General features: G+C 32.4%; 20 protein-coding genes. 2 read left to right on the forward strand and 18 right to left on the reverse strand.

Going from position 1 to position 12787, the window contains the following annotated elements; translation table 11 throughout:
* Positions 1–215 precede the first annotated feature (215 nt).
* The 11 genes from K7G76_RS07650 to K7G76_RS07700 all read right to left on the reverse strand — a co-directional run bounded on the left by K7G76_RS07650 (position 216) and on the right by K7G76_RS07700 (position 6555).
* A complete protein-coding gene (locus K7G76_RS07650; protein WP_223033623.1) occupies positions 216–1001 on the reverse strand; it encodes a DUF6090 family protein in 786 nt (261 codons plus the stop codon).
* Positions 998–1732 (reverse strand): DUF6090 family protein, encoded by a 735-nt coding sequence (locus K7G76_RS07655; RefSeq protein ID WP_223033624.1) that lies wholly within the window; start codon positions 1730–1732, stop codon positions 998–1000. Before K7G76_RS07655 ends, K7G76_RS07650 begins: the two co-directional genes overlap by 4 nt.
* A 166-nt stretch (positions 1733–1898) precedes the next feature.
* Positions 1899–2279, reverse strand: a complete 381-nt coding sequence (locus K7G76_RS07660; protein WP_223033625.1) for a hypothetical protein — start codon at positions 2277–2279, stop codon at positions 1899–1901.
* A 298-nt stretch (positions 2280–2577) separates the two neighbouring features.
* Positions 2578–3171, reverse strand: coding sequence for an acyl carrier protein (locus K7G76_RS15525; RefSeq protein ID WP_185789973.1), 594 nt, complete (start codon positions 3169–3171; stop codon positions 2578–2580).
* Positions 3172–3306: 135 nt separating this feature from the next.
* A complete protein-coding gene (locus K7G76_RS07670; protein WP_223033626.1) occupies positions 3307–3804 on the reverse strand; it encodes a hypothetical protein in 498 nt (165 codons plus the stop codon).
* 166 nt (positions 3805–3970) lie between these two features.
* Positions 3971–4444: a GNAT family N-acetyltransferase gene (locus K7G76_RS07675; RefSeq protein ID WP_255572952.1), complete on the reverse strand. Its 474-nt coding sequence runs from the start codon at positions 4442–4444 to the stop codon at positions 3971–3973.
* On the reverse strand, positions 4431–4781 hold the full coding sequence (locus tag K7G76_RS07680) for a hypothetical protein (protein ID WP_223033627.1): 351 nt from the start codon (positions 4779–4781) through the stop codon (positions 4431–4433). Before K7G76_RS07680 ends, K7G76_RS07675 begins: the two co-directional genes overlap by 14 nt.
* A 17-nt stretch (positions 4782–4798) precedes the next feature.
* On the reverse strand, positions 4799–5251 hold the full coding sequence (locus K7G76_RS07685; RefSeq protein ID WP_223033628.1) for a pyridoxamine 5'-phosphate oxidase family protein: 453 nt from the start codon (positions 5249–5251) through the stop codon (positions 4799–4801).
* Between the two features lie 2 nt (positions 5252–5253).
* Positions 5254–5814, reverse strand: coding sequence for a hypothetical protein (locus tag K7G76_RS07690; RefSeq protein ID WP_255572953.1), 561 nt, complete (start codon positions 5812–5814; stop codon positions 5254–5256).
* 2 nt (positions 5815–5816) lie between these two features.
* Entirely contained in the window at positions 5817–6338 is a 522-nt protein-coding gene (locus K7G76_RS07695) for a GNAT family N-acetyltransferase (RefSeq protein WP_223033629.1), read from the reverse strand.
* Positions 6316–6555: a hypothetical protein gene (locus tag K7G76_RS07700; RefSeq protein WP_223033630.1), complete on the reverse strand. Its 240-nt coding sequence runs from the start codon at positions 6553–6555 to the stop codon at positions 6316–6318. Before K7G76_RS07700 ends, K7G76_RS07695 begins: the two co-directional genes overlap by 23 nt.
* An 88-nt stretch (positions 6556–6643) precedes the next feature.
* On the opposite strand from K7G76_RS07700, the gene K7G76_RS07705 reads away from it, so the two are divergent.
* Complete coding sequence (locus K7G76_RS07705) at positions 6644–7018, forward strand: winged helix-turn-helix transcriptional regulator (RefSeq protein ID WP_223033631.1); 375 nt, start codon at positions 6644–6646, stop codon at positions 7016–7018.
* A 16-nt stretch (positions 7019–7034) separates the two neighbouring features.
* Here K7G76_RS07705 and K7G76_RS07710 read toward each other — a convergent pair whose 3' ends face one another.
* The 7 genes from K7G76_RS07710 to xerA all read right to left on the reverse strand — a co-directional run bounded on the left by K7G76_RS07710 (position 7035) and on the right by xerA (position 12154).
* Complete coding sequence (locus K7G76_RS07710; protein WP_223033632.1) at positions 7035–7430, reverse strand: ester cyclase; 396 nt, start codon at positions 7428–7430, stop codon at positions 7035–7037.
* 165 nt (positions 7431–7595) lie between these two features.
* Complete coding sequence (locus K7G76_RS07715) at positions 7596–8084, reverse strand: hypothetical protein (protein WP_223033633.1); 489 nt, start codon at positions 8082–8084, stop codon at positions 7596–7598.
* A gap of 162 nt (positions 8085–8246) precedes the next feature.
* A complete protein-coding gene (locus K7G76_RS07720; protein WP_223033634.1) occupies positions 8247–8771 on the reverse strand; it encodes a hypothetical protein in 525 nt (174 codons plus the stop codon).
* Positions 8772–9197: 426 nt separating this feature from the next.
* Positions 9198–9434 (reverse strand): hypothetical protein, encoded by a 237-nt coding sequence (locus tag K7G76_RS07725; RefSeq protein WP_223033635.1) that lies wholly within the window; start codon positions 9432–9434, stop codon positions 9198–9200.
* A gap of 18 nt (positions 9435–9452) precedes the next feature.
* Positions 9453–9917 carry a hypothetical protein gene (locus K7G76_RS07730; protein ID WP_223033636.1) on the reverse strand — a complete coding sequence of 155 codons (465 nt, stop codon included), beginning with the start codon at positions 9915–9917 and terminating at the stop codon, positions 9453–9455.
* Between the two features lie 156 nt (positions 9918–10073).
* Positions 10074–10970, reverse strand: a complete 897-nt coding sequence (locus K7G76_RS07735) for a hypothetical protein (protein ID WP_223033637.1) — start codon at positions 10968–10970, stop codon at positions 10074–10076.
* Positions 10971–11026: 56 nt separating this feature from the next.
* Positions 11027–12154, reverse strand: coding sequence for a site-specific tyrosine recombinase/integron integrase (gene xerA, locus K7G76_RS07740; protein ID WP_223033638.1), 1128 nt, complete (start codon positions 12152–12154; stop codon positions 11027–11029).
* 246 nt (positions 12155–12400) lie between these two features.
* Between xerA and K7G76_RS15485 the strand changes: the two genes are divergently transcribed.
* Positions 12401–12625 (forward strand): hypothetical protein, encoded by a 225-nt coding sequence (locus tag K7G76_RS15485; RefSeq protein WP_369412192.1) that lies wholly within the window; start codon positions 12401–12403, stop codon positions 12623–12625.
* Positions 12626–12787: the final 162 nt, after the last annotated feature.

Below are 12787 nucleotides of genomic sequence, written 5' to 3' on the forward strand. Positions count from 1 at the left end.
AACTCCTGTCCAAAAACAGAAGTTGAGATTAATAAAATTCCGATAATTATGTATTTCATTCGATGTTTATTCATATTGTGCCCAACGTGTTCGTGTATGGTTTGTGCGGAATATTCCGCGAGGAATATTCCGAGTGTTTTGTTGTTTGTTTAAAGTTAGGAATTTATTTTGAAGTTCGTGCGTAAGCATGAACTATACACGTTGTTGTGCTTTCGTTATTGCTTAATATCTTTATCAATTTGCTTTAAGATATCTATTATATGATTTTTTAGTGTATTTGATTCCACATTTCCAAAAGTGTTAATTCCTACAGTCCAGGCCAAATGCGATTCAAGCCTTGGGTCATTCATGAAATTTACAAATTTGTCTGTATCAATAGATTTATTTATTGTTACTGCATCGACACTTTTGGTTAAAGACATTAAACTCATGGATCCGCTTTGATAATTAATCTCGAACAATTCTCTTGCTAAATTGTGTTCATATAATAACGGTCTAAAATACGTGTTAAGAGAATATAACCATCGCCTTTCGGACTCTTCAAGTTGTTCTTCATTACTTTCCCATTGAGTTAACATTTTTTTCAACTCGACATTTTCTATTAGAGATAATTTATCGCCAACCGTCAAATCATTTCTGATAGGATCAAAAGTTGGATTCATTCTTGTAAAACTTAGATAATGACCAATACTGTCTGGAATCATTTGATTTTTATCATCTATCATTTTAAGTAACTTTTGAGCAGAGTTAATCATAATCTCTCTCATTTCAATTTTTTGATTTAGCTGATTGAGATTTGATTCAAATTCTTGCTTTAATTGTAACAATAAAGCTTGTTCATTGTCTCTTAATTTTCTTTCTTCATTCTTATTATTAATAGAAAGAGCAATAAGAATTCCGATAACCACAAGTACAATTTCACCAACCGCATAAATCAGATACTTACTGAACTTATTTTCAGAGAGCAAATTTTGTCTAATTTTCCTAAAGAATTTTATCATTGGGTGTATTTTTGCAATGATTCTTGGAGCAACTCGGTTTTTACCTTCAGTTCGTTCATGAATTCAATATGACCCGTTGTTATCTCTTTTCGAATGTCGAGGAGATTCATGATAAGCATTTCAATTTCAGGCTCTTGCAAGATTTGGTTAGACACGCCAAAAAGTCTCTCGTTCGTTTTTCCGATATATACATGATGCACTAGTTTAAAGGCGAACATCTCATCAACGTAAAGTAAATTATTGTTCATTATAATCGATTCGATGCGTTCAAGTTCCAAATAGTAGGAGAGAATTTCATTTCGCAATTTTTCATCCTTGATCAATCTTATATTTCCTGATGAGATAAGATCTTGATAAGTTGGATCGGCCTTGATGAAAGTCTTTCTTATAGTCAAGGTGTTCAATTGTTTAGATATAACAGAATCTATTTTTAGACGCTTGTCCCTATTGTAGCGATCTAGTATTGATGCGGCTAAGGAATCATGCTCGTATTCGTGTTCGAGTTGAATAGAGATGTATGAAAGCTGCTGTTTCAGATCAGCTTCAACATTTCTTAGGTATGTTTTTTCTTTAATGCTCTCTTGTCTAGATTGATTCCAGGTATTTATCTGAAGGGCAATCAATATCCCTATTACAACTAAAACAATTTCTCCAACAGCATATTTAAAATACTTTCCAGTTTTGTTTTCCATAAGCAAGTTTTGCCTAATTTTTCTAAAGAATTTTATCATTGGTTAGCGGTTTGTTATAATGAAGCACAACGGTTGGGCTATGATTTCGGCGTGGAATTGTCCGCAGGACTATTCCGCAGAGAAATCAGCTTGGTTAAAAGTAAGAAAAGTTCATTAAAGTAGCCAAAGGCCACGCTAAATTATAGCCAGTGTTGTAACCAGTTTTTTAGTTAAAATATAATAGACTTGAAAAAAACAAAACGATAACTCCAAAAATAAATCCTATACCCGACAAGACATTTTTTCTTTTTTCCACTATACTCCAGTCTTTAAATTCTTCAAAATATTTTAGGTATTGGTCATTTTTAAATACCAAAAAATAACAAATTAAATATGAAAAAATACCTAATGAAATTAGGTAATATTTGTTTAAAACTAATTTAGGGTTTATAATGTCAATAGCTATAATTCCTAAACTTATAAAAATCAGACCTACAATTCCAATTAGCCAACCTCCCGAAAAAATTAGTCCAAATCCAGTTTTTTTGTCAGTCCAAAAGTCATTATAAAATTCTATTGGATTCTTAATGCCGTATTTATTTTTCATTCGTTTTTTGATATAAGGAATTTTATATAATAATAGGGCGGGATTTATTTTATTAAAAAAGAAATGCAATTTGGAATCAATAACATAAAGGCAGTAATGTAAAATATTCAGATTTCTTTTCATTAAATCTATACTTTATCTTGTTTGTCAAATTGGTTACAACGGTTTTGTGTATGGCTCGTTGCGGAAAAATCCGCAGGATTCTTTCCGCCGTAACCGAAAGATAGCAAATTGCAATGAATTCCGATTAGGAATTCAGCCGCAATGAGCTATACACGTTGTTGTAAAACGTTTTTTATTAATCAATTCCTAAATCGTTTGTTATTGTATGTCTTAATTCAATTTCAGCTATTGGAATTCCCATATTTTCACTTATGATTCCCGAAATTATTCTTTCAACTTCATATTTATTAGTGATTTTTTGAATGTCAATTGTTTTCTCGAAATTCAGAGATATTGTCCAATCAATTAATTCTCTTATTGTTCCTTTAGTCACAGGCGTATTTCTTTTGATAGTTTTAATTCCAAAAATTTTTACGTGCGAGTCTAATTTTGGATTAAAGTCAATAGCAACTAATTCAGGTAATTTCAATTCAAGTTCTGTTTCCAATCGATTCCAATTTGTTTTCAATTCCGATTGAGTGAGCAAATCCGAAATTTTGCTATTCGGCCTTATTTCCAATTCAGTCAAGTTTAAGTCTTGAAATGCTTTTCTAATTCGGTAAAATATGATTTGTGTCAAGCACTTATCTGTCGGATTTACTATAATTTTGTTATAAACAGTGTCGGCAAAGTGTTGTACAGTAGCAATTTTTTCGGCTTCGGAATCCTCAATTCGTATTCCAAATTTATCTTCAACTGACATAAGTAATTCGACTGAATCTAATCCCATTTTCGGTTTGCGTTAAATGTTTTACAACGGTTTTGGCTATGATACGTTGCGGAAAAATCCGCAGGATTCTTTCCGCCGTAGCCGAAGATAGCAAATTTGCGAGGACTTTCCGCAAGGAAAGTCAGAAGCAATGAACTATAGCCGGTGTTGTACCTCGTTTTTTTTCAGTTTTGTTATTCCGATTATTTCAGTCAGTTTATTCAGTCCGTTTTTTGATATAATTCTAAATGCTAATTCTGTGAAAATAAATCTAAAAACAACGATAGCCATTAAAGTCGGAATTATCAAAGAAATTATAATCTCTTTTTCTTTTGTAAATAATGCTATTAAAAATCCGATTATTGGGAATAAAAAGATAAGTGATAGCATTACTCTGAAGGCTTTATGAATTCTGATTTCAAGAGTTCCGTTGTACGATTCAACTTTTCCCTCTAAAACACAAAATGCTCCACGTCCAGGTTTTGATGAAATTATTTTAAATCCGTTTCTGTTTACTTGTCCGATAAATGCTTTTTTTGTCCATTCCGAAACAAGAGAGTCAGTTATCATTGTGTTTTTTTCCAATTCAGACAACGCATCTGAACTTTCTTTTTTAAGTTCAAATTGATAATTGTTAGTCGGAAATATTTTCATTTTACGTTTAGTTTGGAAATGAGGTACAACGGTCTTGTATATGAAAAGTAGCGGATTTTTAAGTACTAACTTTTCGAATTATAACTGACTTTAAATTTATAAAAATGACTTTAGATATAATCACATAAACCGCTATTTTTTATATACGTTGTTGTGCGTAGGCTTTTTATCTAAAATGCATTTTCATTCCTTCGTGAGTTGATTTAAAGCCCAAGTCTTCATAGAATTTAATGGCTTTGGGTCTTTTTTTATCTGTAGTTAGTTGTATTAAATGTGCATTTCTCTCTTTTGCTCTGTTGATAGCCCATTCAAGCATTTTTTTTCCAAGTCCAATACCTCTTTTGTCTTTTCTGATTCTGACAGCTTCTATTTGCGCTCTTATACCACCACGATAAGTTAGATATTGGATGAAAGATAACTGTAAAGTTCCAATAATTTCAGAATTTTCGTTTTCTACAACAATAAGTTCCTGGTTCAGATCAGCATTTATATTTTCAAAAGCATTTATGTATTCTGTTGGTAATGGTAATTGAAGTTTTTCCCTTGTTTTCCCAAGCTCATCGTCAGCTATCATTTCAACGATTATTGAAATATCATTCTTTGTTGCGTTTCTAAATATTGTATAACTAACTTGTTTCATTGTCCAATAATATTTTAATTCTTTTTGCTTGGCTAGCCATAAAAGAATTAGTTAACCATATCCCCAGTTTCTTCTTATTAAGAGTGATAACGATATTTGCTTTTTTGTAGGCGTCTGCATCTGGGAAATATGGGACACCATAAAAAATCCAAGTTATTATTCGTAACCATTTTGCTAGTTTTGGAAACCAGATTTTATTTAATTCCACAAATTCTAAATCACTGAAGTTGTAAATACCAGTATTTTGAATTGTTTCTTCATCAATGATTTGAAATCCATTTTCAGTAAATTGAAATTCAATTTTTGGATTTTCTTTTAAAAGTATGGTTTCACTCATTTTACATAGGTTTAATTCTAAATTCCATATGCCTTTTTAGCACTTTCTATTTGTTCTTGTTCAGTTGTTTCTGGATAAAGCACATATTTTGGTGCAAGAATGGGTTTAGTCTTTTCTACTGTAATTTCTGTGATTGTAGTAAAAGGAAAATCACCTCCTGTCATTTCAGTCAAAATTTTTTCCATTTGCAAGAAGTCAGAATCGGCTTTTGTAATTATTCTAGCCTTTCCTTTGATTTGAAATCCTTTTTGAACCAAAATGTCAATAAAACTCACACAAACATTTTTGTTCTGCTTGATATTTCTAACAGTTTGAGGCGAAGCGATATTTGCAACAATGATTTTGTCTGTACAATAACAATTAAAAATTTCTTTTGGAGAAACATTCGGTACATTATGAGCAGAAGATGTGGCAAGCCAACATAAAACACTCTTATTGATGTAATTCTTAATTTCTGTATTTAGTTTCATTGTTATTGGGTTAAATTTTCTATACATTTTTCTCTGATATTCCATAACTGACTAAACTCTAATTCTGACTTGGTTTCTTTTATCCAGTTTTTTATAAATTCTTTATGATAATTAACCTTAAAAACAGCAACCTGTTCTGGTTGAATTTCGAGTTCTTCAATTATGTAGTGCTCAAGTTTGTTAAAATTGCTTTTCGAGGTTGTTATATCTATTCTTTTTTTGTCAATGTTCAAGTAGCAGTGTGCTTCAGGAATGAAATCAAGATTATTTTTAGTCAGCACATTCCCAATTTTTGGCGTGTTCGTTTCGTTCATTTGATACATTCCAAGAATGAGTTTTATGTTTGGAATATCATTTACATCTGCAAGTTTTTTTAGCATTGCGTGTTTAGAACTACAACTTCCTTTTTGTTCTGAAATGACTAATTTAAAATCTGTTCGATTAGAGTTTCGCCCATATGGTAAGCATCTTACAAATTCAATTGCTTCTTCCCAAGTTTTAATTCCCTTATCCTTGATGAGGTTAGTTAATTCATCTTTGGATGTTAGTTTTTGTTCATTCATTCTTATACTTCTTTTAAGAAAACCTTATTTTCATATTCCTTATCATTAACTAAAAAAGTTGATTTGCCAACTTCTTTATAGTTATTTCGTTCATAGAATCTTATAGCTCTGATATTTTTCCCATAAACGGAAAGCCATATCGTATCTAATTTCAATTCTTTTGCCTTCTCCTCAAGAAAGGTTAAGAATCGTTGCCCAATTTTTAATGGTATAAATTCATTAAGAATATAAATTCGCTCTAACTGACAACTATTTTGTGAGTCCACATTTTTATTGGTAGAATTTAAAACTAGTTTCGCATAACCAATAGGTAAATCATCTTTACTAATAATGAAAAAAATGTTTTTTGGGTCAATCATTTCATTCTCGATTTGTGAAACTGAAAAAGCACTTTCATTGTATCTCATTAAGTCTTTTTTGTTGTCAATAAAATGACCGTGAGATTCTGTATAAGTTACTGTACCTAAAAGAGCCAAGACATTAACATCTTTTACTTGAGCTTTATTTATTGTAATTTTTGTCATCTATTTTTAACCTTTTCAATCTGTAAATATGTAAAACTACTGCTATTGAACAACCAATAATTATTGGAAATGCAGTCAATAGCATTCCGTAAATGATATAGATAAAATTGGCAAGAGCTGAAATTAGTCTTAATTTATACTCCCCTTTTACCGACATAGAATATAAATTTATAACCAAAGCAGAGTAGCCAATTATATCAATTGTTATAGAATTCACGAATCACTATACTTTTTACAGTATAAATATATTTTGATTATTTTTGTCATGCAATAACTGTTAGGATTGATAGGTTAAAATTATAGTTATGATTTTAGAAGGAAAGCATAAGGCATATAAAATTGACGATAAAGTTTACCACTGTGGAACTGATATTACCATGAGTTATATTGGTGGAAAATGGAAATGTGTAGTTTTATGGTATTTGAGAAATGGTTCTTTGCGTTTTTCTGAACTAAAACGTTTAATTCCTGATATAACCGAAAAAATGTTGAGTATTCAGTTAAAATCGTTACAAGAAGATGGCTTAATGGCACGTTTTAGTTTTGGAGAGAAAGCACCATTTAGAGTTCAGTATGAATTAACAGATTTTGGTTTGAGCTTAATTCCAGTAATCGAGGCAATTACAAATTGGGGAATAGAACTAGGAAATACCAAAGGGAAGTTGATAGATGTGAAGTGATTTGAATTCAATGGTTTTATTCTAATTGTTTAATTAGTCCATATATGTCCCCAAGAACCCAGACATCTTTTATTTTTTTGTTTTCAATTGTAAAAACAGCAGCTCCATAGTATTCTATTCTTTTATTTGTTGGTGCTATTTCAAAAATTTTTCCTTTGTGAGTACCTGTATATTTTAATTTAGCGAAAGAATAATTGCCTTCTGTTATAATTTGCTCAATGCTATTATGAAAGTCTGGGAATGCTGATTTAATGAAGTTCATATAGTTTTTTAAGCCCTCATAACCTTTCTTTTCTATACCTAATGAACCTCTAAAAGTAATTTCATCATCTAGAATCTCATGGAGAATATCGGTATTCCATTTGTTCCACATTTGGTTATACCATTTTTCTATCAGCTCTTTATTGTTCATATAGTTTCTGTTTTTATCAGCTTACGCACAACGGTCTCGTATAACCGTCAGTTACGGGTTAATATGCGTTAATTTTCGGTTAAGCACAGACGTTAGCAATTCCGAGTGGATTCGGACGTAGTCGAATCCGCCGTAATTGCGGTTATACATTGTTGTAGCACGTTTTTATTCACAATTATTTAATTCAGAATAATATTTAATCGGATTACGATTTCTATATTTTATTCCACTTAATGATTCGCAAAACTTTTCTTTATCCGCATTTATTATTAATTCCAAATACTCAATAAATTCCTCTGCATATTCTCCATCTGCAAAACTCGCGAGATTTAAACTCGGCAAGTAGAAGTCAGAATTTTTTTCAGAAGTCACTTGTTCAAAAATCAGTCGAGTAGTTTCATAGAAAAAGTCGGTTTTTCCTAGTTTGTGGTCAGGTCCAGTTGTTCCATAATATAATCCGAATTCAGTATAGTTTTCAGGAACTAATTTTATTAAAATATATTCAGGAATTTTCTTTTTCCCTAAATATAATTCAGATGCAGTATTTAAGTTTTTTTCGTATTCAGTTTCATTCACAGTTTTTAATTCAGTCAAATTTTCAAAAGTCAGAAACGAAAAAATTATTAAAAAAGGTAATGTTAAAATCTTGTTCATAGGTTTTTCTCAAATGTGCTACAACGTTTTTGGCTATGGTTTCGTTGCGTGAAAATCCGCGAGGATTTTCCGCCGTAAACCGAAGATAGTAAAAGTGCGAGGACTTTCCGAGAGGAAAGTCAGAAGCAATGAACTATAGCCGGTGTTACCACACGTTTTTATTCAATTCAATTTTTTATTTTCCAGAATATCAAATCCGAAATACCCTTTCCTAACTTCCAATTCCACATTTGTATAAAATTCCATTTTTTCATAGTACTTGTGTGGAAAAACTAGTTCTTTTATTTTTCCATTATAGTTTATGTCAAAAGTCGGTTTTCGTTCATCTCTATGATATTTTCTTCCAGGTAAAGAAGAACGTTCTACTATTTCATACGTCTCTTTTACAGGTGTTGCATCGGCTAAATAAAAATTGGTCAGCATAAATATTGAGCAGGCTAAAAATCCGAAACCGCAGATGTAATGCATCGAAGAGTAAAAGTAAAGTCCTATTCCGCTGTAATTATAAGTTTTTCCAAAATTTTTAAAATCAGCAAGAAAAGCTACAATTCCAGCCACAAGTATAATTCCGATTAAGATTTTTAAGTCGATTATAGTATTCCGAAATATTGTCACTTGCCACGCCATTAGACATAATCCTAAAATGAATATTGTCGGATAGAATATTTTTCGTTGTTTTTTTGTCATTTCTCAAATGTGTGGTAACGACAGCGTTATGCGTAGTTACGTTTTGGATTTTAAAAATAGCGAATTTATTCGCTAATTTTTATAAATACAGAGTAAACGTAAACAAATTGCGTATAATGGCAGTTGGTTCACGTTTTCCCTCGATGGGCAGGGGAAGCTGTAAATAGTACAATCCCCAAGATTCCCGCGTCGAGCGCAATTTGGCATAACGCTGTCGTTGAATCACATATCCAAAGGGACGGGAGTGCGCAGCACGTAGTAACTTTGGTCAGCTTTAGCTGAATGTGATTCAACGGTTTGTATATGGTTTGTTGCGTGGTAAGGCAACAAATTTAGCAAGTACAAACCGAATAGAAAATCCTCGCGGATTTTCGTAAGTAGGATAGAACTAGCAATAAATTATATACGTTGTTACCACACGTTTTTTTAGATTATAAAAGCAACTACAATTTGCAATAGAATAGACAAAATAGCAACAACCAAAAAGAATATAAAAATGTTTTTCGAGATATTCTGTGTTTTTAAAAGTCGGAATTGGTTTAGAGTATTTAAAATCAACAATTCTTTTTCGTCCATTGCTCGTAATTCAGAAAGCTTTTTGTATTTGCTGTATTTATCAAATTCGGTTGGCTCAATGTCATTGACATTTTTAATGTTTTCCATAAATGGTTAATCAGATTATTAATTATTAAATTCAGTTATTATGTATATGCAAATCGGAACTATAACAGCCAATGCCATTAATATAAGCGACCATTTTTCAAATCTGCTAAATGGTATTGCGTTTGGGTTTGTTTTTGGACTTATAATCTGTTGGATTTTAGCTTTTATTCTTTTAAAGAAAGATAAGCCAGAATAGTCGGTTTTTTTAATCGGAATCAAATTTTTGTCATAATACTCAAAAGACAAAGGTTTAATATATTGTGTTGTAGAGAATTGTCGGACATTGTTTTCCGCTTCGTTTTTGTCAATTACTTGGCTAAATTTTAATTCTCCAGTTATTTTGTCAATTACGTGCAATTCCACAACATTATTGTAATTTAAAATTTCAAAATGTTTATGCTTATCATTTGCAAGATATTCAGTTCTCCAAACTCTATAAGTTACGGAATAAGGTTTATCGGCTTTCTTGTTTTTTATTTGCATACTGTTTTGTCAAATGTGTGGTAACGGTTTTGTGTATGGCTCGTTGCGGGAAATCAGCTATGATTTTCCGCCGAAACTGAAAGATAGCAAATTGCAATGAATTCCGATTAGGAATTCAGCCGCAATGAGCTATACACGTTGTTAGCAAATGTACTTTTATTTATTATTTACAAAGTTGTCAAGTCCGATTTGAGGTCCAAATTCTTTGTGTGATTTCCAAATTGGGAAAGAATTAAATTCCTTTTTTATTCTGTCCGCGTTGGTTTGTCTTAAAATCAAACAATCCACTTTGTCGTTATCAAATTTTTCAAATTCATTCGAGAATTTAGAAACAACGTCCTCATATTTTACAATTCCGATTTCTTCTATTTTCTTGAATAGCCTTTTGTAATTCTTAACAAGAATAATGAAGTCAACTTTTGGTAAAATCAGAGGAATACTTTGACTCCAAACTAAATAGGAAAACACATCTTTAGTCTTTTGATTCATAATCATAAAAAGATTCGGAATGTAAATGTCCTCTTTCATTTCATTTTCCAATGTATCAATCATACTTGTATATTCCCAAATCTTATCAGATTTGTCTTTTGGATAATACTTAAGTTCCAATTCTTTGAACTGCTGTTTTGATACTTGAGCGTTATGGTCAGTCCAATGTTTTATAAGTTCAGCCGAAGTCCATTTTAACGGTCGTTCTCTTGTTTCATCAAATTCCTGCGGATTGAAAACGTATAAGTCCAATTTTTCGCAGATTTCGCCAATTATTGGAAAGATTTCACGTCCGAAATAATCTGGTCGAAGAAAGTTGATTGATGCACTTAAATAAGTGTTTTCATATCCATCAAAACTGTCAAACAATTCAATGTCTTCTTTTTCAGTGTTTGGTTCATTGATATCTATCAAGAAATAAACTCCAGTTCGTTCATTTTCGTAATGGATTTGAGTATCAACCTCACTAATATCAATCGGAATCATTTCTTTAAATTCCGCTTGAATTTTTTCTTTTGAAATAGGGTTTTCCTTTTTTCTGTAAAAGTATAGGTCGTAACTCATTCAGGTATATTTGCTAACAATTGGATATACGTATTACGTATATCCACATTATACGCCTAAGATAGTAAATCTTTTATTTTACCAAAGGTTTTGTTTGCGACATGGGTGTAGATTTCAGTTGTCTTGGTAGAGTTATGTCCCAATAACAGCTGTATATGCCTAAGGTCGGTACCCTCTTCCAAAAGATGGGTAGCAAAACTGTGTCTGAGCATGTGCGGTGTTACCTTTTGGTTCACATTAGCTCTGATTGCAGCGCTTTTTACGATTTTTAAAACACTTGAAGCGCTATACTTACTTCCCTTGGGACTTTCAAACAGGTATTTTTCTGGTCTATGTTCCCTGTAATAGCTCCTCAGGTCGGTTAAAAGCTTTGGGCTAAGAACGGTAACCCTGTCCTTGTTCCCTTTGGCCCCTCTGACGTTGATTACCATTCGCTCACTGTCAATATCCGTTGTGCGCAACTCCAATAGCTCACTTCGTCTCAGTCCGGAAGAGTATAATAAGCCAATAATGCATCTGTGCTTGATGTTACCAGCACAGTCGATCATTCTCAACACCTCCTTTTTAGATAAGACTTTGGGCAGGGTCTTTTTCTTTCGAGGACGCTCTATGGAGTAGAAGCGGTTGGGCATACCAAGGACAGTTTCGTAATAGAACTTTATACTGTTGATGGCCAAGTTGACCTGAGAGTTAGAAAGACCGTCCTTAATGAGAAGTTGGAGATACTTTCTTATGTCTTGCTCATCGATCTCATTGAGCTCCTTATCCCTGAAGTGGTTGATAAATGTTTCAAAACTTGATACGTAATTTTTAACGGTATTTGCGGAATATCTTTTCAGTTCCAGTTTAAGCAGGTAAGACTCTGGGCATGCCCTGTAACCAATCTCCAGTTTTCTTTCTCTGTACTTGTCAAGTTTAATGACAGGGTTATTGTCGTTTACGACCTTTTCCTGAAAGAAATAGTTGCCATTGACCCAGGCCACGCCTTGGAAAGTTTTGAAAATCAGATCTAAATTGGACTTCAAGTTTGGAAGGTAGTACATGGCAAACTCGGCACTCCATGAAACATTGGGAAGCCCTTCAACAAGTGCATGTAATACTTTGTCGGAATTGAACTGGATTCCGATACATTTTTTTTGGTCAATCAAAAGGTGTTTTAATGTGACGGTTTTATGTAATTCCATTTTTTTGGGTCAAATTATGCCAAAACAAAAATATAATCCGTATTTTATTCGAATAACTTGCGGATAAAATACATTTAATTCAATAGGATGAAGAGATTACAGGAAAATTGCCTTAACTGTGAAAAGCCATTAAAAGGAAGAATCGATAAAAAGTACTGTGACCCCAGGTGTAAGAGCGCACACCAGTACAAAATAGAAAGGGAACGTCCAGAACGGTTCTATAACAAGGTAGACAACCAACTGCGATTGAACCGAAGAATCTTAAAAGAGTTCAACAAAGCGGGCAAGGCGGTGGTCAGGCAATCGGTGTTGATAGGTGAGGGGTTTGATCCGAAGTTCTTTACCCATTACTGGAAGAACCAAAAAGGGGATGTTTATCTATTTGTATACGAATATGGTTTTTTGAGCAAGAAGGAGAACGGTAACGATAAATATGTTCTTATTAAGTGGCAGGATTATATGGAAAAATGAATTATATTTGAATTAATAATTAAGTATAAAAAGTAGGCAAAATCGTGAACACGATTTTGAACACGATTTTAAGAAAGTAACAACTCAAACACCCAGTGTTTGTGTTGAAAATGCGGTAAAGGTCGGGCTCATAACCCGAAGGTCACTGGTTCGAGTCCAGTT

The organism is Hanstruepera marina (assembly GCF_019880635.1).
Lineage (GTDB): Bacteria > Bacteroidota > Bacteroidia > Flavobacteriales > Flavobacteriaceae > Hanstruepera > Hanstruepera marina.